Below are 26,314 nucleotides of genomic sequence, written 5' to 3' on the forward strand. Positions count from 1 at the left end.
GGGAAATAGCTCAACGTGTTAATGCGGGTGACGGAGAATTGACGGCGCTCTCTCGTACCGGCGACTTGACCGGGGTCGGTGCAGTTTGTGTGCCAGCACGCTTCAAAGCGGCATCCGGTGTGGTATGAGCGGCTCCGGTCCCGGTCAGGCTGCGGCGCACGTCAAGATTGCGTGACACCACCAGCACTACACGACGGTTGCGCGCCCGACCCTCGACCGTCGCGTTGTTGGCCACGGGCTGGAATTCGCCGTAGCCCACCGACGCCAGACGGCCGGGGTTCACCCCCTGCATCGCCAGCATGCGCACGATGCTCGCCGAACGGGCCGACGACAGTTCCCAGTTGGTCGGGTACTGCGCGGTACGTATGGGTTGATCGTCAGTGAAACCTTCGACGTGAATCGGGTTGTCAAACGGCTTCAAAATGGCCGCGACCTTGTCGATGATATTGAAGGCCATGTCGCTGGGCATGGCGTCGCCGCTACCGAACAACAGGCTGGAATTGAGTTCAATCTCGACCCACAGCTCATTTCCGCGCACGGTCATCTGGTTGGATTTGATCAAGTCGCCAAAGGCTGCGCTGATGTCGTCGGCGATGCTTTTCAGCGGATCGCTGGCCCCGGCGATACCGGCGTCAACTTGTTCAGCATCCTTGACCAGCGGCTTGGCCGGGGTCACGGTCTTCGGGCGTTCTTCACCGATGGGTATAGGCTGGAGCGAACGGTCGGCATCGTTGAAGACGCCGATCAGCGCTTGGGAAATGACCTTGTACTTGCCTTCGTTGACCGAAGATATCGAATACATCACCACGAAAAACGCGAAGAGCAAGGTGATGAAGTCCGCGTAGGACACCAGCCAGCGCTCGTGGTTGACGTGTTCATCATGTTGGCGACGACGAGCCATAGTCCATTACCCCCATCAATCCATGAAGCCCTGGAGCTTCAATTCAATGGAGCGCGGATTTTCACCTTCGGCGATCGACAGGATGCCTTCGAGCAACATTTCGCGATAACGCGACTGGCGCAATGCAACGGATTTGAGTTTGGCGGCAATCGGCAGCAGCACCAGGTTGGCACTGGCCACGCCGTAGATGGTGGCGACGAAGGCCACGGCAATGCCGTTACCCAGTTGCGACGGATCACCGAGGTTGCCCATGACGTGAATCAGGCCCATCACCGCACCGATGATGCCGATGGTCGGCGCGTAGCCGCCCATGCTTTCGAAGACTTTGGCGGCCTCGATATCGCGGCTTTCCTGGGTATAGAAATCCACTTCCAGAATGCTGCGGATGGCTTCCGGCTCGGCGCCGTCCACCAGCAGTTGCAAGCCTTTGCGCGAATAGCTGTCGGGTTCGGTGTCGGCGACGCCCTCCAGACCGAGCAAGCCTTCCTTGCGCGCGGTCAGGCTCCAGTTGACGACACGATCGATGCCACCGGCCAGGTCGACGCGTGGCGGGAACAGAATCCACGCCAGGATCTGCATGGCCCGCTTGAAAGCGCTCATCGGTGATTGCAGCAATGCTGCACCAATGGTCCCGCCCAGTACGATCAGTGCCGCCGGGCCGTTGGCCAGCGCACCGAGGTGTCCGCCCTCCAGGTAGTTGCCGCCGATGATGGCGACGAACGCCATAATGATGCCGATAAGGCTCAGAACATCCATCAGATACAGGCCTCGACCAGGTGCTTGCCGATGTCGTCCAGGCTGTACACCGCGTCGGCGAGCTCGGCTTTGACGATGGCCATCGGCATGCCGTAGATCACGCAGCTGGCTTCATCCTGGGCCCAGATCGAACTGCCGCCCTGCTTGAGCAGACGCGCGCCTTCGCGACCGTCGGCGCCCATGCCGGTCAATACCACTGCCAGAACTTTGTCACCGTAGGACTTGGCCGCCGAACCGAAAGTGATATCCACGCACGGCTTGTAGTTCAAACGCTCGTCGCCCGGCAGGATTTTCACCGCGCCACGGCCGTCGATCATCATTTGCTTGCCACCCGGAGCCAGCAACGCCAGGCCTGGACGCAGGATGTCGCCATCCTCGGCTTCCTTGACGCTGATGCGGCAGAGCTTGTCCAGACGCTCCGCGAAAGCCTTGGTGAATGCTGCAGGCATGTGCTGGATCAACACGATCGGTGCCGGGAAGTTGGCCGGCAACTGGGTCAACACCCGCTGCAGGGCAACCGGCCCACCGGTGGAGGTACCGATGGCCACCAGTTTGTAGGCTTTGCGTTTCGGCGCGGGCGACGACGGCGTGGCCGCATGGGCGCGTGCAGGGATCGGGGTCGGAGCCGGACGCGCAGGTGCGCTGCCACCATAACTGCCGAGGCTGGAAGGCGCAGGCGCAGGCGCTGGTGTGGCTGCCGCTGCCGGTGCCGGAGCCGGAGCACTGTAGGCACTGACGCGACGGTTACTGCGCGAGATGCTCAGAATCTTCTCGCACAGCAGTTGCTTGACCTTCTCGGGGTTGCGCGAGATGTCTTCGAAATTCTTTGGCAGGAAGTCCACCGCGCCGGCGTCCAGCGCATCGAGGGTCACCCGGGCACCTTCGTGGGTCAGCGAAGAAAACATCAAGACCGGAGTCGGGCAGCGCTGCATGATGTGTCGCACCGCCGTGATGCCGTCCATCATCGGCATCTCATAGTCCATGGTGATCACGTCCGGCTTGAGGGCCAGTGCCTGATCGATCGCCTCTTTTCCGTTGGTCGCCGTGCCAACGACCTGGATATTCGAATCCGCTGAAAGAATTTCCGAGACGCGGCGGCGGAAAAACCCCGAATCGTCCACCACCAGGACTTTGACTGCCATAAACACTCCGTTAGACGCCGCGGGACCATCAGTCGCCCCGCTTCGCCAGTATCAAATACGCCGCGTGGCGTAACGCTTGAGCATGCTCGGAACATCGAGAATCAGTGCAATGCGACCGTCACCGGTAATGGTGGCGCCCGACATGCCCGGGGTTCCCTGGAGCATTTTGCCCAATGGCTTGATGACCACTTCTTCCTGGCCCACCAGTTGATCGACGACGAAGCCGATCCGCTGAGTGCCCACCGAAAGGATCACCACATGGCCTTCGCGCTGCTCTTCGTGAGCGGCGGAGCTGACCAGCCAGCGCTTGAGGTAGAACAACGGCAGCGCCTTGTCCCGCACGATCACCACTTCCTGGCCATCCACCACGTTGGTGGTCGACAGGTCGAGGTGGAAGATCTCATTGACGTTCACCAGCGGGAACGCGAACGCCTGGTTGCCGAGCATGACCATCAGCGTCGGCATGATCGCCAGGGTCAGCGGCACCTTGATGACGATCTTCGAACCCTGCCCCTTGGCCGAGTAGATGTTGATCGAGCCGTTGAGCTGGGAAATCTTGGTTTTCACCACGTCCATGCCCACGCCACGACCCGATACGTCGGAGATCTCGGTCTTGGTCGAGAAGCCCGGGGCGAAAATCAGGTTGTAGCACTCGGTGTCGCTCAGGCGGTCGGCCGCATCCTTGTCCATCACACCGCGTTTCACGGCGATGGAACGCAGGACGTTCGGGTCCATGCCTTTGCCGTCATCGGAGATCGACAGCAGGATGTGGTCACCCTCCTGCTCCGCGGCCAGGATGACCTTGCCGCCACGGGCCTTGCCCGAAGCTTCGCGTTCTTCCGGCGACTCGATGCCGTGATCGACTGCGTTGCGCACCAAGTGAACCAGCGGGTCGGCCAGGGCTTCAACGAGGTTCTTGTCGAGGTCGGTTTCTTCGCCGACCAGCTCCAGGTTGATCTCTTTCTTGAGCTGGCGAGCCAGGTCGCGAACCAGGCGCGGGAAGCGCCCGAAGACTTTCTTGATCGGCTGCATCCGGGTCTTCATGACCGCGGTCTGCAAGTCGGCCGTGACCACGTCGAGGTTCGACACGGCCTTGGACATGGCTTCATCGGCGCTGTTGGCGCCAAGACGGACCAGGCGGTTACGCACCAGCACCAGTTCGCCGACCATGTTCATGATTTCGTCGAGACGCGCGGTATCGACCCGCACGGTCGTCTCGGCTTCGCTGGCCGGTTTTTCCGCTGGCGCCGATGCCGGGGCGCGGGTCGGAGCGGCAGCGGCCGCTGGAGCTTCGGCTTTCGGCTCTGGCGCCTTGGCCACGGGTTTCGGTGTCGCAGCCTTGGCGACAGGTGCCGCCACCGGTGCGCTGGTGCCGGAAGCGGTTCCAGAGGCAGTGCCGACTTCGGTGAACTTGCCTTTGCCGTGCAATTCGTCAAGCAGCGATTCGAATTCGTGATCGGTGATCAGGTCGCTACCGGCCGCAGCGGCGGCTGGCACTGCAGGGGTCGGTACCGAAGCAATGGCCGATTCCAGCGCATCCACCGCAAAGTTGCCCTTGCCGTGCAACTGGTCGAGCAGTGCTTCGAATTCGTCATCCGTAATATCGGAGCTGTCACCGGCGGCTTTCGGCGCTTGCGGCGCGGCAGGCGCGGCAGGCGCCACCACCGCATCAACGGCAAACTGGCCTTTACCGTGCAACTGGTCGAGCAACGACTCGAACTCGGCATCGGTGATTTCGTCACTGGCAGCGCCGTCGCTGGCCGGTGCCGGAGCAGCCGCCGGCGCCTCGGCCTGAGCCTTGACGGCGTTCAGCGAGTCCAGCAGTTGTTCAAATTCATTGTCGGTAATATCGCCCGATTCGCTTTCAGCGACAGGCTCTTCAACCACGTCGGCAACAGGTGCCGGTGCGACCTCGTCAGCCGTTTGCGGCTCGGCCAGACGAGCCAGGGCCGCGAGCAATTCAGGCGTGGCAGCCGTGATCGGGCTGCGCTCGCGGACTTCGCTGAACATGCTGTTCACCGCGTCCAGTGCTTCGAGAACCACGTCCATCAATTCCGAGTCGACGCGACGTTCGCCCTTGCGCAGGATGTCGAACACGTTTTCGGCGATGTGACAGCACTCCACCAGCTCGTTGAGCTGGAGGAAGCCGGCGCCCCCTTTTACAGTGTGAAAACCGCGAAAAATTGCATTGAGCAAGTCCGCATCATCTGGCCGGCTTTCCAGCTCGACCAGTTGCTCTGACAGTTGCTCTAGAATCTCGCCGGCCTCAACCAGGAAATCCTGAAGGATCTCTTCATCGGCGCCGAAGCTCATTAATGGTGTGCTCCTAACAGGTCTAAAAACCCAAAAAACCTAAAACTCCAAAACTCTAGAAAACTAAAATTCTAAAATCCCAGGCTGGATAGCAAATCGTCCACATCGTCCTGACCGGACACAACGTCTTCTCTTTTATCGGCATGAATCTGCGGACCTTCACCCTGAGAGAGATGTTTTTGTGGATCTTTTTCGGCAAGCATCGCCTCACGGTCATGTTCGATGCCCGCAAAGCGGTCCACCTGACTGGCCATGAGTACGAGCTTGAGCAGGTTGCTTTCAACTTCGGTGACCAGTTGGGTCACGCGCTTGATCACTTGACCGGTGAGGTCCTGGTAATCCTGGGCAAGCAGGATGTCGTTGAGGTTGCTCGACACCGCGCGGCCGTCTTCGGCGCTGCGCGCCAGGAAACCGTCGACCCGCCGCGCCAGTTCGCGGAACTCTTCAGCCCCGACTTCACGACGCATGAACCGTCCCCAGTCGGTACTCAAGGCCTGGGCTTCATCGCTCAGGCGGTTGACCACCGGCGTGGCGGTTTCCACCAGGTCCATGGTGCGGTTGGCCGCCGCCTCGGTCAGCTTGACCACATAGGACAGGCGCTCGGTCGCATCCGTGATCTGCGACACTTCCTCGGCTTGCGGCATGTGCGGGTCAATCTGGAAATTGACGATCGCGCTATGCAGCTCGCGGGTCAGCTTGCCCACTTCCTGATACAGGCCGCGGTCACGGGTCTGGTTGAGCTCATGGATCAATTGCACAGCATCGCCGAACTTGCCCTTTTCAAGGCTCGCGACCAGTTCGACGGCGTGTTTTTTCAGGGTCGATTCAAAATCACCCTGCGAAGATTCGTTATGCCCCATAGCTCCCCCGTGGCGCAGTTCAACCGATGCGTTCGAAAATCTTCTCGATTTTTTCTTTCAACGCCTGGGCCGTGAAGGGTTTGACCACATAGCCGTTTACACCGGCCTGGGCCGCTTCGATGATCTGTTCGCGCTTGGCTTCAGCGGTCACCATCAGCACCGGCAGGTGCTTGAGCTTTTCATCGGCACGCACGTGGCGCAGCAGATCGATACCGGTCATGCCTGGCATGTTCCAGTCCGTTACCAGAAAGTCGATGCTCCCGCTGTTGAGTACCGGAATGGCGGTAGTGCCATCGTCGGCCTCGACCGTGTTGGTGAACCCAAGGTCACGCAACAGGTTTTTTATGATCCGCCGCATCGTTGAGAAGTCATCAACGATGAGGATTTTCATGTTCTTGTCCAATTCGACCTCCAAGCAGACTAAAACGCGCCCAGCACCTGGACGCGCCATTTCAATCAATCTGGCAAAGCACTCGATGACTGTCTGGAGTACAGCGGATCGAGACCGGCGCGGTTCATCACCCCACCAGCCACGTCGCAGTGCCCCCACACTGCCTTCAGCGCGCTCGCCACTCTCCCAAACGCCCCCGCAAACGGGCCGCGCACTGGCTGTGTAACTGGCTGACCCGAGATTCGCTGACCCCCAGGACCTCACCGATTTCCTTGAGATTCAGCTCTTCGTCGTAGTACAGCGCCAACACCAGTCGCTCACGCTCCGGCAAATTGGCAATCGCGTCCGCCAGCGCCGCCTGGAAGCGTTCATCTTCCAGATCGCGTGACGGTTCAAGATGAGCACTCGCGCCATCCTCATGCAGCCCTTCGTGTTCGCCGTCCTGCAACAGATCGTCGAAGCTGAACAAGCGGCTGCCCAGGGTGTCGTTCAAAATCCCGTAATAATCGTCGAGACTCAATTGGAGTTCGGCCGCAACTTCGTGATCTTTAGCGTCACGACCGGTTTTAGCTTCAATCGAGCGAATGGCGTCGCTGACCATCCGGGTATTGCGGTGGACCGAACGTGGTGCCCAGTCCCCCTTGCGTACTTCATCGAGCATGGCGCCGCGGATGCGGATGCCCGCGTACGTCTCGAAACTCGCGCCTTTGCTGGCGTCGTATTTGGTCGACACTTCAAGCAGGCCGATCATCCCGGCCTGGATAAGGTCTTCGACCTGGACGCTGGCCGGCAGACGTGCCAGCAGGTGATAGGCAATGCGTTTGACCAGTGGCGCGTAACGCTCGATCAGCTCGTACTGCGCGTCACGCGCCGACTTCTTGTAGAGGTTGTAACCGCTGGCTGTCATAGCACAGGTCCTGCCGTTTGTTGCACGAGGCGCTCGACGAAAAACTCCAGGTGCCCGCGCGGGTTGGCGGGCAGCGGCCAGGTATCGACCTTCTGTGCGATGGCCTTGAACGCCAGCGAGCACTTGGAACGCGGGAACGCTTCATAGACCGCACGTTGTTTCTGCACGGCCTTGCGCACGCTTTCGTCGTACGGCACGGCGCCAACGTATTGCAGGGCGACGTCGAGGAAGCGGTCGGTGACCTTGGTCAACTTGGCGAACAGGTTGCGACCTTCCTGCGGGCTCTGCGCCATGTTGGCCAGGACGCGGAAACGATTCATGCCGTAATCGCGGTTAAGCAATTTGATCAATGCGTAGGCGTCGGTGATCGAGGTTGGCTCGTCGCAGACCACCAGCAACACTTCCTGCGCGGCGCGCACAAAACTGACTACCGAGTCACCGATACCCGCAGCGGTGTCGATCACCAGCACGTCGAGATTGTCGCCGATGTCGCTGAACGCCTGGATCAGGCCGGCGTGTTGCGCCGGGCTCAAATGCACCATGCTCTGGGTCCCGGACGCGGCCGGAACGATGCGGATGCCGCCTGGCCCCTGCAACAGGACGTCACGCAGCTCGCAACGGCCTTCAATCACATCAGCCAGAGTACGCTTGGGTGTCAGACCCAGCAGAACGTCGACGTTCGCCAGCCCCAGATCGGCGTCCAGCAGCATGACGCGCCGGCCAAGCTCAGCCAAAGCCAGGGACAAGTTCACTGACACGTTAGTTTTCCCGACGCCACCTTTGCCGCCGGTCACCGCGATCACCTGTACGGGATGCATGCTGCCCATGTTATTTCTTTACCTTGTCTTGCATAGACGGAGGCCACATTACTGGCTGCGCGTTCGCAACTGGAACAATGCATGGCAGACCATCGATGTAGGTACAAAAACGATTCATTGTCACCTCAGCCTACCTGCTTGGTCGGGCTGTGGTAGATATCAGCGAACATGTCAGCCATGGCTTCTTCGCTGGGCTCTTCCTGCATTTGCACGCTCACGGCGCGACTGACCAGTTGATGACGACGCGGCAGATGCAAATCATCCGGAATCCGCGGCCCATCGGTCAGGTACGCCACCGGCAACTCATGGCTGATGGCAAGGCTCAACACCTCGCCCAGACTCGCCGTTTCATCCAGTTTAGTCAGGATGCAGCCAGCGAGCCCGCAGCGCTTGTAACTGTGATAAGCGGCCGTTAGAACCTGTTTCTGGCTGGTGGTTGCCAGGACCAGGTAATTTTTTGACTTGATGCCACGCCCGGCCAGGCTTTCGAGCTGCATGCGCAGCGCCGGATCGCTGGCTTGCAGGCCGGCGGTATCGATCAGCACGACGCGTTTGCGCAACAATGGATCCAGCGCCTGCACCAGCGATTGCCCCGGATCGACGTGAGTTACCGACACGTTGAGAATCCGGCCCAGGGTCTTGAGTTGCTCCTGGGCACCAATACGATAGCTGTCCATGCTCACCAGCGCGATGTTTTGCGCGCCGTATTTGAGCACGTAACGGGCAGCCAGCTTGGCCAGGGTGGTGGTCTTGCCCATGCCGGCAGGGCCGACCATGGCAATCACACCACCCTCTTCCAGCGGTTCGACTTCCGGTGTGGCAATCATCCGCGCCAAGTGGGCCAGCAACATGCGCCAGGCCTGGCGGGGTTCTTCGATATCGGTGATCAGCGCCAACAAGTCCCGCGACAACGGGCCGGACAGGCCGATGCGCTGCAAGCGGCGCCAGAGGTTAGCCTGGTCCGGGCGGCTGCCTTGCAGCTGATTCCAGGCCAGGGAGCCCAGTTGAACTTCAAGTAGCTCACGCAGGCCGTTGAGTTCGAACCGCATCGAGTCGAACACACGCTGATCGACCGCAGGCGCAGCAACAGGTGCCGGCGCCGGGCGACGGGGCTCGGCGTAGGTGGGTTCGATCAGTGGCTCGGCGGCCGTGAGCGGCAGGCCGGCGAACAACTGGCGATTGGTCGCGTTGTCGCTCTCACCCTCGCTGCGCAGGCTCAATTCGGCCTGGGCGGTGACGATCCGCGACTGGGTCTTGCGCAGCTCGTCTTCAAGTTCCATGTTCGGAACACGCGGCGCCAGCGCCGACAGCTTGTAATCCAGGGCAGCCGTCAGCTCGACCCCACCGGCGATGCGGCGGTTGCCAATGATGGCGGCATCGGCACCCAGCTCATCACGAACCAGTTTCATGGCCTGACGCATATCGGCGGCGAAAAAACGCTTAACTTGCATAACCCACTACCTCAGCCGTTGGGCCCTACTGTCGCAACGATGGTCACTTGCTTGTTGTCAGGAATTTCCTGGTACGCCAGAACGTGCAAACCCGGCACTGCCAGTCGGCCAAACCGCGAGAGCATCGCGCGAACCGGGCCGGCTACCAGCAGAATCACCGGCTGACCTTGCATCTCCTGGCGCTGTGCCGCATCGATCAACGAACGTTGCAGCTTCTCAGCCATGCTTGGCTCCAGCAAAACGCCCTCTTCCGAGCCTTGTCCTGCCTTCTGCAGACTATTGAGCAATATTTGTTCCAACCTTGGCTCCAGCGTTATAACTGGCAGCTCGGAGTCAGTGCCTACAATGCTTTGGACGATAGCGCGGGAAACGCCGACGCGCACCGCGGCCACCAATGCGGCAGTATCTTGACTCTTGGACGCGTTGTTGGCGATGGCTTCGGCAATGCTGCGAATATCGCGCACCGGCACCTGCTCGGCCAGCAGCGCCTGCAGGACCTTGAGCAATTGCGACAGCGACAGCACGCCCGGCACCAGTTCTTCGGCCAGTTTCGGCGAGTTTTTCGCCAGCAATTGCATGAGCTGCTGCACTTCCTCGTGACCGATCAGCTCGCTGGAGTGCTTGTACAGAATCTGGTTCAAGTGAGTCGCCACCACGGTACTGGCATCGACCACGGTGTAGCCCAGCGATTGCGCCTGGGCACGCTGGCTGATTTCGATCCACACCGCCTCCAGCCCGAAAGCCGGATCTTTGGCGGTGATGCCGTTGAGCGAGCCGTAGACCTGCCCGGGGTTGATCGCCAGTTCGCGGTCCGGGTAGATCTCCGCTTCCGCCAGGATCACCCCCATCAGGGTCAGGCGATAGGCACTCGGCGCCAGGTCGAGGTTGTCGCGGATATGCACGGTCGGCATCAGGAAACCCAGGTCCTGGGACAGCTTCTTGCGCACACCCTTGATCCGCGCCAGCAATTGCCCACCCTGATTGCGGTCCACCAGCGGAATCAGGCGATAACCCACTTCCAGGCCGATCATGTCGATCGGTGTCACATCATCCCAGCCCAGCTCCTTGGTTTCCTGGGCGCGGGCCGGCGATGGCAGCAGCTCCTGTTGACGCTTGACCTCTTGCAAAGCCTGGACCTTGACGATGTTCTGCTTGCGCCAGAACAGATACGCACCACCCGCCGCCAGGGCAGCCATGCTCAGGAAGGAAAAATGCGGCATGCCGGGCACCAGGCCCATCACGGCCATCAAACCCGCCGACACGGCCAGGGCCCTGGGCGAGGCGAACATCTGGCGATTGATCTGCTTGCCCATGTCTTCCGAACCGGAAGCACGGGTCACCATGATCGCCGCCGCGGTGGACAACAGCAGTGATGGCAATTGCGCCACCAAACCGTCACCGATGGTCAACAGCGCGTAAACCTTGCCGGCATCGGCGAACGTCATGTTGTGCTGGAAGATACCGACCGCCATGCCGCCGATCAGGTTGATGAACAGAATCAGCAAACCGGCGATGGCGTCACCGCGCACGAACTTGCTGGCACCGTCCATGGAGCCGTAGAACTCGGCTTCCTGCGCCACTTCCGAACGACGGGCCTTGGCCTGGGCCTGGTCGATCAGGCCGGCGTTGAGGTCAGCGTCGATCGCCATTTGCTTGCCGGGCATCGCATCGAGGGTGAAACGCGCGCTCACCTCGGAAATCCGCCCGGCACCCTTGGTGACCACGACGAAGTTGATGATCATCAGAATCGCGAACACCACGATACCGACCACGTAGTTGCCGCCGATCACCACCTCGCCGAAAGCCTGGATCACCTTACCGGCGGCGGCGTGACCATCCTGGCCGTGGAGCATCACCACCCGCGTGGAGGCCACGTTCAGCGCCAGTCGCAACAGCGTCGCCACCAGCAGGATGGTCGGGAACACCGCGAAATCCAGCGGCCGCAAGGCGTAGACGCAGACCAGCAGCACGACAATCGACAGGGCAATGTTGAAGGTGAAAAACACGTCGAGCAGGAACGGCGGCATCGGCAACATCATCATCGCCAACATGACCAGCAACAACAGCGGCACGCCCAGATTGCCTCGACTGAGGTCTGCCATGTGCGTGCGTGTACTGCTGAGTAACTGAGAGCGATCCACCGGTAATCCCCGTGCCTTTAAAGCAAACTTTTGACGCCTGAAGCGGGCGCAGGGCGGCTACTGCAAGAAGCTTTCCAACTTTTGCGGGGGGTTGAAATAGAGGGGGTTGTCAGAGGAAATCTGTATTGCCTGCTCTGGCCTCTTCGCGAGCAGGCTCGCTCCCACAATATGATCGAGGCGAACCGTGAATCCAGCGTTCGACACACACCCTGTGGGGGCGAGCCTGCTCGCGAAGAGGTCGGAACTGCTTATGCGGTAAACCAAGTAATCGAATCAAATCCCTCGCCACAGGTATTGAGTGATTCAGGAGATTGTGCCGCGACCGAACCTATCAGTTCTGCTAGTTCCCGCCCCACGCAACATCGCCGATACTGAGCGCCAGCACTTCGAACCTTCGGAGCACTCACGCATGCCATCGCTGCCCGTCACCCTGCTCTGCCAATATCACTATGACGCCCTGGACCGGCTCATCGCCAATACACTCCCGAACGAGCCAGAGCACCAGCGCTTCTACTGCAAAAGCCGCCTGGCTACCGAGATACAGGGCGCGATGCGTTACTCGATTGTCCAGCATGGCGACCAGTTGCTGGCTCAACAGCAGGACAACGGTAATAGATGCGACACCACGCTACTGGTCACCGACCAACAGCGCTCGGTGCTGCAGACACTTAAGGCCAATCAAGCACCAGAGCCAATCGCCTATTCCCCTTATGGCCACCATCAGATTTTAAACGGATTACTAAGCCTGCTTGGTTTCAACGGTGAACAACCGGATCCAGTGACCGGGTATTATCTTTTGGGGAATGGGTATCGACCGTTTAATCCGGTGCTGATGCGCTTCGTCAGTCCGGACAATTGGAGTCCACTTGGTAGAGGAGGCCTGAACCATTATGCATATTGCTTAGGAAATCCAGTATCTCTATCAGACCCAAGTGGCCATAGCGCAGCTAGCATAGCTGCAGCGAAAATTTTGAAGAACACATTAAAGCGGAGTCGGCCCCCCCCGAAAATAGCTTCAGGAATAAAAAAACGAAAAGTATTACCTCGAGCAAAGAATGGTCCAGATAAAGTATTCGATACAACAAACAAAAACATTCATCAGTTACTCAATTAACGACGGCACGACTACGATGTACATGGATAGCACAGGCATAAAAACATACAGGATAAACTCACCAACATTAAAACAGCTCAGTTTTAGCTCAGCGAAAGGACGGGACTTACAAAAGCTAGCAAACTCTTCCCAGGCTTCAGGCAAGCTAATAAGCGAAATCGATAAATCAATCGGCGACATCAACCTCGACAACTACATAAATGATGTGCATTTTCGAAACCCGAATAGTCACAATTTAGATAGAACACAATTCCATGCACAGAACGAAGGATATGCCTCAGCAATGAATGGGGAGCAACCTGGAATACTTCCAACCAGAGCGGCAAACCAAATAATACGGTATGGCAACGACACTGAAATCCGCAATCCAGCACTTAGAAATCGCTTCCCTCACCTATTCGAGGGCAACTGAAGGCACTGACCTATTGATTTAAACGATCATGTTTAATCTATATCTCCAAACACCTAAAGAACCTACACATCCTTGCGCAGCAGCCTACGACTACGCCAGAATCCGCCGGCTTGTGCGCCTGAGTGCCGGGCTCTATCGTTTCCCGGTCGCTGAAAAACAGCGATCGGGTTTGGTAGCCCGGTAGACTTAGTGCGTAGCACACCTGAATCAGGCCTTTGCGGCCTGTGTCTTTATGGTGGCCATGCGCAGGGCGCCTTCGGGCGCGCCGGTTCTCCAAGTCACCGGTCTACCAACCCGCGTATGGCCACCACCACTTCGTTTGGTAGCGAAGGTGTTGGCTCCCCTTTTCTGACTTGGAGTTTCATATATGTTCAAAGTAACGCCCAGTCCGCCGGAAGCCGAAGACACTTCCCCAGACACCTCAATCGATACGCAAAAACTCCATGAAGCCGCCGACCGCGCCCTTGAGGAGTACATCAAACTGTCCACCCGTATAAACGCCATTGAGCGAAAACCCAGCACGATGTTCGTGATCGCACCCGATATCGACACTGAAAGCCTGCTGGCCCACGCCTGTGAGTCGTTGGCCTCCGCCAGAATCGTGGCCGATAATTTTGCGGGATGTCTGAAAGGTTCTCTGCGCAACACAATGCTGGCGATTTCGCAGATCATCATGCTGAGTGAGCTTGCGGTGAATCGGGCGCTGGATAACATTGATCCGCAAGGCTGGTTAAGGATTCGAGTCAGGCACAATTCATGTGAGAGCGAGCCTGCTAGCGAAGGCGGTGCATCAGTCGACATCTCTGTTGGCTGGGATGGCCTCTTCGCGAGCAGGCTCGCTCCCACAGGTTTTGTGTGAGTTGGCTAACTGGTCAGGAATCGCGCCGCAAATCCGGCGGAATCGGCAAATCATCCTTCAACGGATCCGGCCGCTTGCCCTTGCCCGCCTTGTACTGGCGAATCTGATAGACATACGCCAACACTTGAGCAACAGCGAGATACAACCCACCCGGAATCTCCTGCTCCAACTCCGTGGAGTAATAAATCGACCGCGCCAGCGCCGGCGACTCCAACAATAGAATCTCGTTGGCCGCCGCAATTTCACGAATCTTCAGCGCCAGGAAGTCGCTGCCCTTGGCGATCAGCATCGGCGCGCCGCTCTTGTCCGCGTCGTACTTCAGGGCCACGGCGTAGTGGGTCGGGTTGGTGATGACCACGTCGGCATCGGGGATGGCCGCCATCATTCGTCGCTGGGACATTTCCCGTTGCAGCTGGCGAATCCGTTGTTTGACCTCTGGCCGGCCTTCCTGGTCCTTGTGCTCGTCACGCACTTCCTGCTTGGTCATTTTCAGTTTCTTGATGCTTTCCCAGAGCTGGATCGGCACGTCGACGGCGGCGATGATGATCAGCCCGCAGGCCATCCACAGGGTGCTCCAGCCGACCACTTGCAAGCTGTGGGTGATGGCGCGGTCCAGCGGTTCATGGGCGATGCGCAACAGGTCGTCGATGTCTGCCGACAACACCACCAGCGCCACGAACAGGACGATGAAAAACTTTGCCAGGGCCTTGAGCAGCTCGGCCACGGCCTTGGCGGAGAACATGCGCTTGAGGCCTGCGCCGGGGTTCATGCGGCTGAATTTGGGGGCCATGGTGCCGGCAGAGAACAGCCAGCCACCGAGGGAAATCGGGCCGATCAGCGCGGCCAGCAACAAGGTGATCATCACCGGCTGAACCGCCAGCAAGGCAATCTGCCCGGAGTGCAGCAGGTAAGTACCCATCGCCCGTTGATCCAGTAACACGTCCCGCGACAGGGAAAAATTCAGGCGCATCAGGTCCATCATGTCCTGGGCCAGCGCCCCACCGAAAATCAGCAGCGCGCCCGCACCGGCAAGCATGATCGCCAGGGTGTTGAGCTCTTTGGAACGGGCAATCTCGCCCTTCTCACGGGCGTCCTTTTTCTTTTTCTCCGTGGGGTCTTCTGTTTTGTCCTGACCGCTCTCGCTCTCAGACATGACTCAGCGCGCCTTTGCCAGTTCGCGTAAAAACTGCAAGGCCTCGGTGGCCAGCGGTTGATACTGATTGAGAATGTCCGCCAGCCCGACCCAGACGATAAACAGCCCAAGCACCAGGGTCAGCGGGAAGCCGATGGAAAAAATGTTCAGTTGCGGCGCCGCCCGGGTCATCACGCCAAAGGCGATGTTGACCACCAGCAGCGCGGTGATCGCTGGCAGCACCAACAGCAACGCCGCGCCAAGCACCCAGCCGAGCTTGCCGGCCAGCTCCCAGAAATGATTGACCATCAAGCCGCTGCCCACCGGCAGCGTGGTGAAGCTTTCGGTGAGTACTTCAAACACCACCAGATGACCGTTCATGGCCAGGAACATCAGCGTCACCAGCATGGTGAAGAACTGCCCGATCACGGCCACCGACACGCCGTTGGTGGGGTCGACCATCGAGGCGAAGCCCATGCCCATCTGGATGGCCACGATCTGCCCTGCCACCACGAACGCTTGAAAAAACAGTTGCAGGGAGAAACCGAGGATCGCGCCGACAAGGATCTGCTCGCCAATCAGCATCCACCCGCTCAGGGCCAATGCATTGACCGGCGGCATGGGCGGCAGGCTCGGGGCGATGACCAGGGTGATGGCCAGGGCGAAATACAGGCGGATCCGCTTGGGTACCAGGGAGGTGCCGAACACCGGCATGACCATCAGCAAGGCGCCGATGCGGAACAGCGGCAACATGAACGCCGCCACCCAGGTACTGATCTGGGTGTCCGTCAGTTGCAGTAGCGACGACATGGCTTAGCCGATGACCTGCGGAATACTGCCGTACAGCTGCAGGATGTATTCCATGAAGGTCTGCACCAGCCACGGACCGGCCACGATCAGCGTCACCAGCATCACCAGCAGACGCGGGAGGAAGCTCAGGGTCTGTTCGTTGATCTGGGTCGCGGCCTGGAACATCGCCACGATCAGGCCGACCAGCAGACTCGGAATCACCAGCACCGCGACCATCAGGGTGGTCAGCCACAAGGCTTCGCGGAAGATGTCGACGGCAACTTCAGGCGTCATGGCGAGACACCACCAAAACTGCTCGCCAGGGTGCCGATGATCAGCGCCCAGCCATCAACCAGCACGAACAGCATGATTTTGAACGGCAGGGAAATGATCAGCGGCGACAGCATCATCATACCCATGGCCATCAGCACGCTGGCCACGACCAGGTCGATGATCAGGAACGGGATGAAGATCATGAAGCCGATCTGGAACGCGGTTTTCAGCTCCGAGGTCACGAACGCCGGCACCAGAATGGTCAACGGCGCCTGATCCGGCGAAGCAATGTCGGTGCGCTTGGACAGGCGCATGAACAACTCCAGATCACTGGTGCGGGTCTGGGCGAGCATGAAGTCCTTGATCGGCACCTGGGCCTTGGCCACCGCATCCTGGGCGGTCATTTTTTCCGCGAGATACGGTTGCAAGGCGTCCTGGTTAACCCGATCGAACACTGGTGCCATGATAAACAGGGTCAGGAACAGCGCCATGCCCGTGAGGATCTGGTTCGATGGCGTCTGTTGCAGGCCCAGGGCCTGACGCAGGATCGAAAAGACGATGATGATCCGGGTGAAACTGGTCATCAGCATGACGAACGCCGGAATGAAACTCAGCGCGGTCATGATCAGCAGGATTTGCAGGCTGACCGAGTATTCCTGGGCACCCTCGGCATTGGTACCCAGGGTGATGGCCGGGATCGACAACGGATCGGCGGCGAACGCCAACGGCGCGGCCAGCAGCAGGGCCAGCGTCAAGACGATGCGTAGCGCACCCATTACTTCTTATCCTTCTGATCCTTGCCGAGTATCTTCAGCAGATGCTGGGCAAACTCCGGAGTCGCTTTGTCGGCGGTGGACGGCACTTCAATCGGCTCTTTAAGCACATGCAGCGCGGTGATCGTGCCAGGGCTGAGGCCGAGCAGGATCTGCTCGTTGCCGACTTGCACCAGCATCAGCCGGTCACGCGGGCCGAGGGCGCGGGAACCGATCAGCTCGATCACCTGCCCCTTGCCGGCAGGGCCTGCCTGCTGGACCCGACGCAACAGCCAGGCGAGGAAGAAGATCAACCCCAGCACCAGCAACAACCCCAGCACAAGCTGCGTCAATTGCCCGGCCACCCCGCTGCTGGCCACCGGCGCAGCGGCGGCCGTAGCGGTTGTTGCGACAGGCTCGACCGCCAACACACTGAACGGCAACGCCAACAGGCTCCAAAGAAGCTTTTTCACTCAGCGCAGCTTCTTGATGCGTTCGCTTGGGCTGATCACGTCAGTCAGGCGGATGCCGAACTTTTCGTTGACCACCACCACTTCGCCATGGGCGATCAGCGTGCCGTTGACCAGCACGTCCAGCGGCTCACCGGCCAGGCGATCGAGCTCGATCACCGAACCCTGGTTGAGTTGCAACAGGTTGCGAATGTTGATGTCGGTGCTGCCCACTTCCATGGAGATCGACACCGGGATATCGAGGATCACGTCCAGGTTCGGGCCGTCGAGGGTGACCGGATCGTTGTTTCTCGGCACGCTGCCGAACTCTTCCATCGCCAGGCGATTGGAAGACGAACCGGAAGCATCGGCTGCCAGCAGTGCATCGATGTCGGCCTGCCCGCCGTCGCCAGATTCTTCCAGGGCCGCAGCCCACTCGTCAGCCAGCGCCTGGTCGTCCTGGTTATTCATATCGTCAGCCATCAAATTGTCCTCGGCGAGCAACTGCTCAGTCAGAAGCAGTCATTTCAAATAGGGTTGGAGCGCCGGTCAGCGGCGCTCAATCGGCTCGATCACCTGCAACGCAAGGTTGCCTTTGTGCGAGCCCATCTTGACCTTGAAGGCCGGTACGCCGTTGGCGCGCATGATCATGTCTTCCGGCATTTCCACCGGGATGATGTCCCCCGGCTGCATGTGCAGGATGTCACGCAGCTTCAACTGGCGACGGGCCACCGTGGCACCGATCGGCACGTCGACATCCAGCACGTCCTGACGCAAGGCATTGACCCAGCGTTCGTCCTGATCGTCGAGGTCCGACTGGAAGCCCGCGTCGAGCATTTCGCGCACCGGCTCGATCATCGAATACGGCATGGTCACGTGCAGGTCACCGCCACCGCCATCGAGTTCGATGTGGAAAGTCGACACCACAATGGCTTCGCTCGGGCCGACGATGTTGGCCATGGCCGGGTTCACTTCCGAGTTGATGTACTCGAAGTTCACTTCCATGATCGCCTGCCAGGCTTCCTTCAAGTCGATGAAGGCCTGCTCCAGCACCATGCGCACCACGCGCAGTTCGGTCGGGGTGAATTCACGCCCCTCGATCTTGGCGTGACGGCCGTCGCCGCCGAAGAAGTTGTCCACCAGTTTGAACACCAGCTTGGCGTCGAGGATGAACAGCGCGGTGCCGCGCAGCGGTTTGATCTTGACCAGGTTGAGACTGGTCGGCACGTACAGCGAGTGCACGTATTCGCCGAACTTCATCACCTGCACGCCACCGACCGCCACGTCTGCCGAGCGGCGCAGCATGTTGAACATGCTGATGCGCGTGTAGCGGGCGAAACGTTCGTTGATCATCTCCAGGGTCGGCATGCGTCCACGGACGATGCGATCCTGGCTGGTCAGGTCGTAGCTTTTGACGGTGCCGGGTTCGGCAGCGTTATCGGTCTGTACCAGACCATCGTCCACGCCATGCAACAGCGCGTCGATTTCATCCTGGGACAGCAGGTCCTGCACGGCCATGTCGTGTTCCTACTGCAGTACGAAATTAGTGAAAAGCAACTGTTCGACGACCACTTTGCCGAGCTCTTTCTGCGCCACTTCCTGGACGCTGGCCGTGGCTTTCTGACGCAGCATTTCCTGGCCGACCGGCGACGCGAGCGTGGCGAAGTCCTGCCCGGAGAACAGCATGACCAGATTATTGCGGATCACCGGCATGTGAACCTTGAGCGCATCCAGGTCCACCTGGTTGCGCGCGAGCATGGTGATGCTCACCTGCATGTAGCGCTGACGGCCGTTCTGGTTGTAGTTGGCGACAAACGCAGGCGCCATGGACTCGAAAATCGCCGGCTGCTTGCCCACCGGAGCGACTTCAGCCGCGGCGACAGGCTTGCTCTGGGTGCTGTGCATGAAGTACCAGGTCGCCCCCACGGACAAACCGATCGCCAGCAACAGGGCCAGCACGATCACGATAATCAGCTTGAGTTTGCCTTTGGTTGCGGGGTCTTTTACTGCTGCGTCGCTCTTCGCCATGCCAATAATCCGTCACTATTCGGGTTTTCACAGTCGCACGGATAGGCAAGAGCAAGTGTTATGCCAGAAGTGTCGGGAGGGAGATGGGTGGACCGCAAGCGATCCGAAGAACACCACAAGACCCTTGTGGGAGCGAGCCTGCTCGCGAAAGCAATCTGTCAGTTACCTAAAAGGTGTCTGATCTGGCGCCTTCGCGAGCAGGCTCGCTCCCACAGGGTTGGGTGTTTGGTTTGATCAGGCGTAGTAGTCGACGGCGCTGGAGCCGATCACGCTGGTCACCGGCGCGGCCACTTCGGCGACGCTTGGGGTCAGCTCGTCATCCATTGAATCAAGGCGGCCACCGCTGGCACTGGTCCGCCCGCCCTGACTCTGCTGAGCCTGCTCCTGCCCCTGCTGCGAACCCCGAGACTGGTCGGAGACGTTGACGTCGACCTGGCCCATGCCCTGTTGCGCGAACATGTCCCGCAGACGATGAACCTGACCATCCAGCGCCTCGCGAACGCCTGGGTGTGCGCTCATGAACGTCACCTGGGTCTGCTGGTCCGGCACCATGTTCACACGAATGTCGAGACGTCCCAGTTCAGCCGGTTGCAACTGGATATCGGCCGCCTTGAGGTTGGCGCTGGACAGGTACATGACCCGATTCACCACTTCCTCGGTCCAGCCGCTCTGATGCATGGCAATCGGCTGGTTCACCGGCAAGGCATTGGCGGTTTTCGGCGTGGCCGCTTGCGTCAATGCCGCCAGGCGGTTGGCGAAATCGTCGACCCGGGTATCGCTGCTGGCCGATGTGAGATCCTTGAGCCCCTCATCGATCAGGCCGCTGAACGCCTTGTCGCCACCCTGGCTGGTGCTGTCCTTGCCGGCCTGCACATCAAGCATGTTGGCCATGCCGGCGGCAAAGTTCTGCGCCGAGGTCTGCTCCCCATCGACCTGGGCCTGGGCAGGTGTCGTTGCGGCTTTGGGTTGTGCCTGACTGGATGCAGAAACGTGGCCGCTCTGCTCCATGGCCATGCGCACGGCGGGCAACGCGTCGAGCGGATCGGCTTCGGGATCGAAATCGGTTTCGGTGATGGCGACGGCCGCTGATGCCGGCGCCGTGACAGTCGCGACAACCGGGGCCTGAACCTGCTGCTGAGCGGCATCGACCACGGGCAGTGCTGCCGGAACCGGCACAGCGACCGCCGGTTGCACGACTTGCAGTAAAGCAGGGTCGAGCGCCGGGTCGACAGGCGCAGCCTCGGCCACCGGCGTCTGCGCAGTGTCCGCCGATTCATCGCTCGTCTTATCGTCAACCTGCGCCGTTTTATCGGCGGGCAAGGTTTTGCCGCTTTCGGCAACGACCGGTTCCGGGGCGGCAGATTTGTCGTCAGCGACATCCTTCTTGCCGGTGCTGTCCGCCGCTTTGTCGCGGACCGGCCTGGCCGAACCATCAGCCGCTGCAACAGGTTTGCTCTGCGCCTGCTTGGCGTACACCTGAGCGAAGCTGGAAGCCTTGTCCCCGGGCTCAGCGGACAGCGCCGTGGAATTGGCGGAGGCAGCTTGAGTCTTGGCCTGCGCGGCAGCCTGTAGAAGCAGATTGGGGGTAACGGGCATTTAACGGTCTCCGCTGCACTGGGATCGTAGGTACAGTTGGGAGAGTTGGCTGCAAAGGACGGGCCAGTTTTGTCCGGTCGTAATTAATACGGCCGAACGGTCGCGATGGCAGAGAGCGAACGCTGTCGCTCGTCTTCATAAAGTGGCCGGACCAAGGCGAATTCGCGGGCGATTTCAGCGACCAGCGTTTCAATGGCGGAAAAATTTCGCTCTTTGGCCCGCTGCTCCAGGTCATGACACAGCTCGGCCAGGCGAATCGCCCCCATGTTGCTGCTGCTGCCCTTGAAGCTATGCGCGGTCTCGAGAATCCGAGTGGCATCGCCCGTTACAGTCAATTGCTGCAACCGCTCTTCGCAGTCCGCCAGGAAGGTTTCGACCAACGTCGAAAACTCATCCTCCATGACTTCCCGCAACGCACTGAGCACGTCCGGGTCCAGATGTTTGTCAGTCACTTGCTCACTCCTTGATCAAGAATGCGCGGATTATGCCAGAGCCTCCCAGAAAAACTCCACGCGGGCACTTCGACCATCGTCGGACCAACTGGCGTTATGCCCCAACTGACGGATCAGATTGACGCCACGTCCCGACAAACGGACAGGATCGACCGGACGCTCCATCACTCGCTCGACATCAAATCCCTTGCCGCTGTCCTCGACGCGTATAACCAGACACCCGCCCTCGTCCCGCGGCGTAACCTGCAGATGGACTCGCACGTAACCGTCCTGCAGTTCATCCAGGCGCGAATTGCGCTGCTGGTAGTAACGGGCAAAACCGGCGACATCGCTCTTGAGGTTTGAATCCAGCCCCAGCACCCCATGCTCCAGGGCATTGGAATACAACTCGGCCAGAACACTGTACAGCGCGCCGCTCTGCGTCCGCAGACCGTGCACTTCAAGCAGCAATTGCAGCAGGTACGGCAGGGGGTTGAAGCGTTTGAGCGTGGCGGCGCGATATTCGAAACTCACCGACCAGTCCAGCGGACAGGATTGACCGCTGTCGGAATAGACCGGCGCAGGCGGACTCAGTTGCACCGGGTCCAGCAGGCTGACTTCGACCATGCTGACATCGTCCCGGGCCTCACCGCGAAAATCCCTCAGCGCCTGGTTGATATCCTCGAACAACGCATCGGGCTGTCGATTGGCCGCAAACACCTGCTGCAAGCGCTGCACACCAAACAATTGCTCATTGGCATCGCAGGTATCGATCACCCCGTCGGACAACAGAAACACCCGATCCCCGATGGCCATCGGAAACACTTCGGTGCGGTCGTCGAAGGTTTGCGGGCTCAGCACGCCAAGCGGCAAGTGCCGGGCCGTCAGCAGCGTGCGCTCCCCCGTGGCAATGCTGTGCAGGTAGCCGTCCGGCATGCCGCCGTTCCAGACCTCAACCGAACGCCGCTGAAAACTCAGGCATAACATTGTTGCGCAACAGAACATGTCCACCGGCAGGATGCGTTTGAGCTTGGCATTCATCTCGCGCAGGGTTTCCGCCAAGCCATAGCCCTTGGCCGTCATGCCGTAAAAGACCTCGGCCAAGGGCATCGCCCCTACTGCGGCCGGCAAGCCATGGCCGGTGAAATCGCCCAGCAACACGTGCATGTCGCCGGCCGGGGTGAACGCAGCCAATAGCAAATCGCCATTAAACAGAGCGTAAGGCGATTGCAGATAGCGGATGTTCGGCGCTTTCAGACAGCCGGAATGGGCCACTTTGTCGAACACGGCCTTGGCCACCCGTTGCTCGTTGAGCAGGTAGTCATGATGCCGGGCGATCTGGTCGCGTTGCTGCAGCACCGTCGTCTGCAACCGCCGTAGACGGTCCATCGCCTTGATTTTGGCGGCGAGAATTACCTGGTTGTACGGCTTCGCCAGAAAATCGTCACCTCCGACCTCCAGACAGCGGGCCAAGGCTTCGCTCTCGGACAGCGAGGTAAGGAAGATGATCGGCACCAGGGTTTCCCCGGCCAGCTCCTTGATCTGTCGGGCCGCTTCGAAACCATCCATCACCGGCATCATCGCGTCCATCAACACCAGCTGCGGCCGTTGCTGGCGAAACGCCTCGACCGCTTCAGCGCCATTGGCAGCCGTGAGCACTTGATGCCCCTGGCGCCGGACGATACTCGACAACAGCATGCGATCAGCCGCGCTGTCTTCAGCGATCAAAATCGTCAGCGATTCGAGTGCAGGCTGCACGACGATCAACTGATGTCGAACAGTTTGTCGAAATTGGAGATGGCGAGGATTTTCCTCACGTCGGAACTGCTGTTGACCACGCGTATATCGGAATCGTCGCCACCGGCGTGATCACGCAACAGGAGCAGCATGCCCAGGGCGGAACTGTCGAGATAGGTTGCCTCTTTGAGATCGATCACGACCTCGGCGAGCGCTTTGTCCTCATAGGATTCCCGAAATTCCTGATGCTTGGCGAAATCGAATCGCCCCCTGACCGATATCGTCAGTTTTTGCCCATCCGCAGAGACTTCTGTAACGACTGACATGTCATGGCTTCCTTGTCATTGGTAAACCTGCTTGTACAAGGTTTAGCATTTGGTAGAGGTTGGGGCAAGGCAGCAAAACGGTGGGAGCTTTGAGTCTCTCTTCGCGAGCAGGCTCGCTCCCACAGATAACGCGGTCCAATTGATTCAATACTGATCCTGGCGCGGCAAGCGCTGGGACAATTCGTCCAGCAGCTTTTGCTCGCGCTTGTCTTCCAGCGCCCGCGCTTCATCCATATAACGCTGAACCAGCTTGCGCAATCCCTCGACCCGCGCGAAGGCCTGTTGCCAGGTATCCCGCGCCTTGTTCAGGTTGTTCTGGTGCCAGGCCAGGCTTTGCCGCTGTTGATCGATGGCCGTGCCCAGTTGCGCCAGAAAACCCTGGTACCCCAGCAGCCATTGACCGGACACGCCGCCGCTGCCGCGCACGATCCACTGTTCCTGGTAGTCGAGACGAAAGGCTTCGAGGTCGGCGAGTTTGCTTTCCGCCAGGCGCACCTGACCCTGAAAGTGCCCCAAACGCTGGACGGCGGTTTTCTCGGCCTTTTCGGCCATTTCCACCACAGGGGCCAGGCGCCCCGCCCGAGTCTGGGCCATGATCGGTTAACCGCCCGCTGCGGGCGCGAAGATCGACGCGAGGTACGCTTCGCTTTCGCCCAGGCTGATGCTGTCGTTGAGGCCCTGACGCAAGTATTTGACCAGTTGCGGTTGCAGGGAAATCGCCAGATCGGTTTCGCGATCCCCGCCGGCGACGTAAGCGCCAACGCTGATCAGGTCCCGGCTCTGTTGATAACGCGACCACAGTTGCTTGAAATACTGCGCTCGGCTCATGTGTTCCGGCGACACCACCGCCGGCATGACCCGGCTGATGGACGCTTCGATGTCGATGGCCGGGTAATGCCCTTCCTCAGCCAGTCGCCGCGACAGCACGATGTGCCCGTCAAGCACACCTCGCGCCGAGTCGGCAATCGGGTCTTGCTGGTCATCGCCCTCGGACAGTACGGTGTAGAACGCAGTGATCGAACCGCCACCCTTCTCGGCATTGCCGGCCCGTTCCACCAGTTTCGGCAGCTTGGCGAACACCGACGGCGGATAGCCCTTGGTAGCCGGCGGCTCGCCGATGGCCAGGGCGATTTCCCGCTGGGCCTGGGCGAAACGGGTCAGCGAGTCCATCAGCAACAGGACGTTCTTGCCCTTGTCGCGGAAATACTCGGCGATGCGCGTGCAATACATGGCCGCGCGCAGACGCATCAGCGGTGCATCGTCCGCCGGGGACGCCACCACCACCGAGCGCTTGAGCCCTTCTTCACCAAGGATGTGCTCGATGAATTCTTTAACTTCACGACCCCGCTCGCCAATCAGCCCGACGACGATAATGTCGGCCTCGGTGAAGCGGGTCATCATGCCCAGCAGCACGGACTTACCGACACCGGTACCGGCGAACAAACCGAGCCGCTGACCGCGACCGACCGTCAACATACCGTTGATGCAACGAATGCCCACATCCAGCGGTTCGCTGATCGGTTCGCGTTTGAGCGGGTTGATAGTCGGGCCGTCCATCGGCACCCAGTCTTCGGCCTTCATCCCGCCCTTGCCGTCGAGCGCACGGCCGGCACCATCGAGTACCCGGCCGAGCATGCTCATGCCCATCGGCAAGCGGCCGCTGTCCGACAGCGGAACAACCCGGGCGCCGGGCGCAATACCGGCGACGCTTCCGACCGGCATCAGAAAGACCTTGCTGCCGGAGAAGCCCATGACTTCGGCTTCGACCTGCACCGGGTGATAGCTGTCGTCGTTGATGACCATGCAGCGACTGCCCATGGCCGCACGCAAGCCTTCGGCTTCGAGGGTCAGGCCGACCATGCGCAGCAGGCGGCCTTCGAGGATCGGTGCGCCCGCCAGTTGCGTGGCCTCGGCATAACTGCCCAGGCGCTTGGCGAAACTGGTGCGTTCAAGGCGCATCGGGAATGTCCGGCGCAGGCTTGCCTTTGATCGGCAGTTCAAGGCTCACGTCCGGCGCGGCCGGGTGCAAGGCCTGTTCGTGCAGTTGATCGAACAACTTGTCCATGACCTGCTTGACACGGGTTTCGACCGTGGCGTCGATACGGCTGTGCTCGGTCTCTACCCGGCAACCGCCCGGCAACAGCGACTCGTCCTCAACGATGCGCCAGGTTTCTTCATGGCGCTCACGCAGGGCTTTGACCTGTTCGAAATCCTGCGGATTGATGTACAGCCGCACATTGCCCACGCCCAGCGGCAGCAACTTGAGCGCTTCGCGCATCACGTGCTCGATCTGTGTCGAGTCGATGGCCAGTTCGCGCTGAATCACCTGCCTGGTGATGTGCTGCACGAGATCAACCAGGGATTTTTCAATCAGTGTGTCCTGTTCGGCGATGGGCTCGAACAGGTGCCCCATCAGTTGCTCCAACCCAGCGATCTTGGGCGCCAGCGCGGCTTCCGCCTCCTGACGAACCTTGAGCGTGGTGCTGTGGAAACCTTCTCGCTCGCCCACCGCGAAGCCTTCGTTGTAGGCTTCCTGGCGAATGCTTTCGAGTTCTTCGAGGGTCAGTGGCTGGACTTCCTCCAGCGGCACCTCTTCCATTTCCGGCGGCTCGGGTTCCGGCTCCGGTTCAGGCTCGGGTTCCGGCGGGTCGAAGCTGGGCAGCGCCCAGGTATCGAAACCCCTGACATCCCTGGCCCGGATCAGGTCAGTGGGTTCATCGTCATGCTTGGCCATGG

General features: G+C 60.0%; 26 protein-coding genes and 1 pseudogene. 2 read left to right on the forward strand and 25 right to left on the reverse strand.

From position 1 onward, the window contains the following. Positions 1-10: 10 nt before the first annotated feature. From motD to flhA, 10 genes are all read right to left on the reverse strand, one after another. Positions 11-901, reverse strand: a complete 891-nt coding sequence (motD, locus tag AC07ZE_RS22055) for a flagellar motor protein MotD (protein ID WP_207266632.1) — start codon at positions 899-901, stop codon at positions 11-13. A gap of 15 nt (positions 902-916) precedes the next feature. Further along, positions 917-1,657 (reverse strand): flagellar motor protein, encoded by a 741-nt coding sequence (locus tag AC07ZE_RS22060; protein WP_095195703.1) that lies wholly within the window; start codon positions 1,655-1,657, stop codon positions 917-919. Further along, complete coding sequence (locus tag AC07ZE_RS22065; protein WP_207266633.1) at positions 1,657-2,799, reverse strand: protein-glutamate methylesterase/protein-glutamine glutaminase; 1,143 nt, start codon at positions 2,797-2,799, stop codon at positions 1,657-1,659. The genes AC07ZE_RS22060 and AC07ZE_RS22065 overlap by 1 nt, the downstream gene beginning before the upstream one ends. 51 nt (positions 2,800-2,850) lie before the next feature. Then, positions 2,851-5,112 carry a chemotaxis protein CheA gene (locus tag AC07ZE_RS22070; protein ID WP_207266634.1) on the reverse strand — a complete coding sequence of 754 codons (2,262 nt, stop codon included), beginning with the start codon at positions 5,110-5,112 and terminating at the stop codon, positions 2,851-2,853. Positions 5,113-5,183: 71 nt separating this feature from the next. Next, positions 5,184-5,972 carry a protein phosphatase CheZ gene (locus AC07ZE_RS22075; protein ID WP_207266635.1) on the reverse strand — a complete coding sequence of 263 codons (789 nt, stop codon included), beginning with the start codon at positions 5,970-5,972 and terminating at the stop codon, positions 5,184-5,186. Between the two features lie 19 nt (positions 5,973-5,991). Continuing rightward, positions 5,992-6,363, reverse strand: a complete 372-nt coding sequence (locus AC07ZE_RS22080) for a chemotaxis response regulator CheY (protein ID WP_003183998.1) — start codon at positions 6,361-6,363, stop codon at positions 5,992-5,994. Positions 6,364-6,529: 166 nt separating this feature from the next. Then, a complete protein-coding gene (gene fliA / locus AC07ZE_RS22085; RefSeq protein WP_007894214.1) occupies positions 6,530-7,270 on the reverse strand; it encodes an RNA polymerase sigma factor FliA in 741 nt (246 codons plus the stop codon). After that, positions 7,267-8,097, reverse strand: a complete 831-nt coding sequence (gene fleN, locus AC07ZE_RS22090; RefSeq protein WP_008001746.1) for a flagellar synthesis regulator FleN — start codon at positions 8,095-8,097, stop codon at positions 7,267-7,269. Before fleN ends, fliA begins: the two co-directional genes overlap by 4 nt. 116 nt (positions 8,098-8,213) lie before the next feature. Further along, a complete protein-coding gene (gene flhF / locus AC07ZE_RS22095; RefSeq protein WP_096509577.1) occupies positions 8,214-9,539 on the reverse strand; it encodes a flagellar biosynthesis GTPase FlhF in 1,326 nt (441 codons plus the stop codon). Between the two features lie 11 nt (positions 9,540-9,550). After that, the gene (gene flhA / locus AC07ZE_RS22100; RefSeq protein WP_207266636.1) at positions 9,551-11,680 is read right to left on the reverse strand and encodes a flagellar biosynthesis protein FlhA; all 2,130 of its coding nucleotides are present in this window, start codon (positions 11,678-11,680) and stop codon (positions 9,551-9,553) included. A 409-nt stretch (positions 11,681-12,089) separates the two neighbouring features. On the opposite strand from flhA, the gene AC07ZE_RS22105 reads away from it, so the two are divergent. After that, positions 12,090-12,794, forward strand: coding sequence for an RHS repeat-associated core domain-containing protein (locus tag AC07ZE_RS22105; protein ID WP_207266637.1), 705 nt, complete (start codon positions 12,090-12,092; stop codon positions 12,792-12,794). Between the two features lie 779 nt (positions 12,795-13,573). Further along, a pseudogene (locus AC07ZE_RS22110) lies at positions 13,574-13,927 on the forward strand (DUF6124 family protein); the annotation flags it as partial. 151 nt (positions 13,928-14,078) lie between these two features. Here AC07ZE_RS22110 and flhB read toward each other — a convergent pair. The 15 genes from flhB to fliH form a co-directional block, all read right to left on the reverse strand. Continuing rightward, positions 14,079-15,218: a flagellar biosynthesis protein FlhB gene (flhB, locus tag AC07ZE_RS22115; RefSeq protein ID WP_207266639.1), complete on the reverse strand. Its 1,140-nt coding sequence runs from the start codon at positions 15,216-15,218 to the stop codon at positions 14,079-14,081. A 3-nt stretch (positions 15,219-15,221) separates the two neighbouring features. Further along, a complete protein-coding gene (fliR, locus tag AC07ZE_RS22120) occupies positions 15,222-16,007 on the reverse strand; it encodes a flagellar biosynthetic protein FliR (RefSeq protein WP_095195711.1) in 786 nt (261 codons plus the stop codon). 3 nt (positions 16,008-16,010) lie between these two features. After that, positions 16,011-16,280, reverse strand: coding sequence for a flagellar biosynthesis protein FliQ (gene fliQ / locus AC07ZE_RS22125; RefSeq protein ID WP_008058625.1), 270 nt, complete (start codon positions 16,278-16,280; stop codon positions 16,011-16,013). Next, on the reverse strand, positions 16,277-17,035 hold the full coding sequence (gene fliP / locus AC07ZE_RS22130) for a flagellar type III secretion system pore protein FliP (protein ID WP_095195713.1): 759 nt from the start codon (positions 17,033-17,035) through the stop codon (positions 16,277-16,279). The genes fliQ and fliP overlap by 4 nt, the downstream gene beginning before the upstream one ends. Beyond that, positions 17,035-17,484, reverse strand: a complete 450-nt coding sequence (gene fliO, locus AC07ZE_RS22135; protein WP_207266640.1) for a flagellar biosynthetic protein FliO — start codon at positions 17,482-17,484, stop codon at positions 17,035-17,037. The genes fliP and fliO overlap by 1 nt, the downstream gene beginning before the upstream one ends. Beyond that, positions 17,485-17,943 (reverse strand): flagellar motor switch protein FliN, encoded by a 459-nt coding sequence (fliN, locus tag AC07ZE_RS22140; protein ID WP_137805386.1) that lies wholly within the window; start codon positions 17,941-17,943, stop codon positions 17,485-17,487. 66 nt (positions 17,944-18,009) lie between these two features. Further along, the gene (gene fliM / locus AC07ZE_RS22145) at positions 18,010-18,978 is read right to left on the reverse strand and encodes a flagellar motor switch protein FliM (RefSeq protein WP_056853014.1); all 969 of its coding nucleotides are present in this window, start codon (positions 18,976-18,978) and stop codon (positions 18,010-18,012) included. Positions 18,979-18,987: 9 nt separating this feature from the next. Next, positions 18,988-19,488 (reverse strand): flagellar basal body-associated protein FliL, encoded by a 501-nt coding sequence (gene fliL, locus AC07ZE_RS22150; protein WP_207266641.1) that lies wholly within the window; start codon positions 19,486-19,488, stop codon positions 18,988-18,990. Between the two features lie 234 nt (positions 19,489-19,722). Then, positions 19,723-21,084 (reverse strand): flagellar hook-length control protein FliK, encoded by a 1,362-nt coding sequence (locus tag AC07ZE_RS22155; protein WP_207266642.1) that lies wholly within the window; start codon positions 21,082-21,084, stop codon positions 19,723-19,725. 83 nt (positions 21,085-21,167) lie between these two features. Beyond that, positions 21,168-21,536, reverse strand: coding sequence for an Hpt domain-containing protein (locus AC07ZE_RS22160; protein WP_207266643.1), 369 nt, complete (start codon positions 21,534-21,536; stop codon positions 21,168-21,170). A 30-nt stretch (positions 21,537-21,566) separates the two neighbouring features. Further along, positions 21,567-23,273: an ATP-binding SpoIIE family protein phosphatase gene (locus AC07ZE_RS22165; RefSeq protein WP_207266644.1), complete on the reverse strand. Its 1,707-nt coding sequence runs from the start codon at positions 23,271-23,273 to the stop codon at positions 21,567-21,569. A gap of 5 nt (positions 23,274-23,278) precedes the next feature. Next, entirely contained in the window at positions 23,279-23,578 is a 300-nt protein-coding gene (locus AC07ZE_RS22170; protein WP_137805381.1) for an STAS domain-containing protein, read from the reverse strand. A gap of 144 nt (positions 23,579-23,722) precedes the next feature. Then, positions 23,723-24,172, reverse strand: coding sequence for a flagellar export protein FliJ (fliJ, locus tag AC07ZE_RS22175; protein WP_095195720.1), 450 nt, complete (start codon positions 24,170-24,172; stop codon positions 23,723-23,725). A 6-nt stretch (positions 24,173-24,178) separates the two neighbouring features. Next, positions 24,179-25,537 carry a flagellar protein export ATPase FliI gene (gene fliI, locus AC07ZE_RS22180; protein ID WP_207266645.1) on the reverse strand — a complete coding sequence of 453 codons (1,359 nt, stop codon included), beginning with the start codon at positions 25,535-25,537 and terminating at the stop codon, positions 24,179-24,181. Continuing rightward, the gene (fliH, locus tag AC07ZE_RS22185; RefSeq protein WP_207266646.1) at positions 25,527-26,312 is read right to left on the reverse strand and encodes a flagellar assembly protein FliH; all 786 of its coding nucleotides are present in this window, start codon (positions 26,310-26,312) and stop codon (positions 25,527-25,529) included. Before fliH ends, fliI begins: the two co-directional genes overlap by 11 nt. Positions 26,313-26,314 lie beyond the last annotated feature (2 nt).

The organism is Pseudomonas sp. GW101-3H06 (assembly GCF_059424605.1).

What these genes read in the sequence shown, in the direction of transcription:
- motD (WP_207266632.1), bottom strand. Translation starts at nt 901, where the DNA reads ATGGCTCGTCGTCGCCAACATGATGAACACGTCAACCACGAGCGCTGG.
- AC07ZE_RS22060 (WP_095195703.1), bottom strand. Translation starts at nt 1,657, where the DNA reads ATGGATGTTCTGAGCCTTATCGGCATCATTATGGCGTTCGTCGCCATC.
- AC07ZE_RS22065 (WP_207266633.1), bottom strand. Translation starts at nt 2,799, where the DNA reads ATGGCAGTCAAAGTCCTGGTGGTGGACGATTCGGGGTTTTTCCGCCGC.
- AC07ZE_RS22070 (WP_207266634.1), bottom strand. Translation starts at nt 5,112, where the DNA reads ATGAGCTTCGGCGCCGATGAAGAGATCCTTCAGGATTTCCTGGTTGAG.
- AC07ZE_RS22075 (WP_207266635.1), bottom strand. Translation starts at nt 5,972, where the DNA reads ATGGGGCATAACGAATCTTCGCAGGGTGATTTTGAATCGACCCTGAAA.
- AC07ZE_RS22080 (WP_003183998.1), bottom strand. Translation starts at nt 6,363, where the DNA reads ATGAAAATCCTCATCGTTGATGACTTCTCAACGATGCGGCGGATCATA.
- fliA (WP_007894214.1), bottom strand. Translation starts at nt 7,270, where the DNA reads ATGACAGCCAGCGGTTACAACCTCTACAAGAAGTCGGCGCGTGACGCG.
- fleN (WP_008001746.1), bottom strand. Translation starts at nt 8,097, where the DNA reads ATGGGCAGCATGCATCCCGTACAGGTGATCGCGGTGACCGGCGGCAAA.
- flhF (WP_096509577.1), bottom strand. Translation starts at nt 9,539, where the DNA reads ATGCAAGTTAAGCGTTTTTTCGCCGCCGATATGCGTCAGGCCATGAAA.
- AC07ZE_RS22105 (WP_207266637.1), top strand. Translation starts at nt 12,090, where the DNA reads ATGCCATCGCTGCCCGTCACCCTGCTCTGCCAATATCACTATGACGCC.
- flhB (WP_207266639.1), bottom strand. Translation starts at nt 15,218, where the DNA reads ATGTCTGAGAGCGAGAGCGGTCAGGACAAAACAGAAGACCCCACGGAG.
- fliR (WP_095195711.1), bottom strand. Translation starts at nt 16,007, where the DNA reads ATGTCGTCGCTACTGCAACTGACGGACACCCAGATCAGTACCTGGGTG.
- fliQ (WP_008058625.1), bottom strand. Translation starts at nt 16,280, where the DNA reads ATGACGCCTGAAGTTGCCGTCGACATCTTCCGCGAAGCCTTGTGGCTG.
- fliP (WP_095195713.1), bottom strand. Translation starts at nt 17,035, where the DNA reads ATGGGTGCGCTACGCATCGTCTTGACGCTGGCCCTGCTGCTGGCCGCG.
- fliN (WP_137805386.1), bottom strand. Translation starts at nt 17,943, where the DNA reads ATGGCTGACGATATGAATAACCAGGACGACCAGGCGCTGGCTGACGAG.
- fliM (WP_056853014.1), bottom strand. Translation starts at nt 18,978, where the DNA reads ATGGCCGTGCAGGACCTGCTGTCCCAGGATGAAATCGACGCGCTGTTG.
- fliL (WP_207266641.1), bottom strand. Translation starts at nt 19,488, where the DNA reads ATGGCGAAGAGCGACGCAGCAGTAAAAGACCCCGCAACCAAAGGCAAA.
- AC07ZE_RS22155 (WP_207266642.1), bottom strand. Translation starts at nt 21,084, where the DNA reads ATGCCCGTTACCCCCAATCTGCTTCTACAGGCTGCCGCGCAGGCCAAG.
- AC07ZE_RS22170 (WP_137805381.1), bottom strand. Translation starts at nt 23,578, where the DNA reads ATGTCAGTCGTTACAGAAGTCTCTGCGGATGGGCAAAAACTGACGATA.
- fliJ (WP_095195720.1), bottom strand. Translation starts at nt 24,172, where the DNA reads ATGGCCCAGACTCGGGCGGGGCGCCTGGCCCCTGTGGTGGAAATGGCC.
- fliI (WP_207266645.1), bottom strand. Translation starts at nt 25,537, where the DNA reads ATGCGCCTTGAACGCACCAGTTTCGCCAAGCGCCTGGGCAGTTATGCC.
- fliH (WP_207266646.1), bottom strand. Translation starts at nt 26,312, where the DNA reads ATGGCCAAGCATGACGATGAACCCACTGACCTGATCCGGGCCAGGGAT.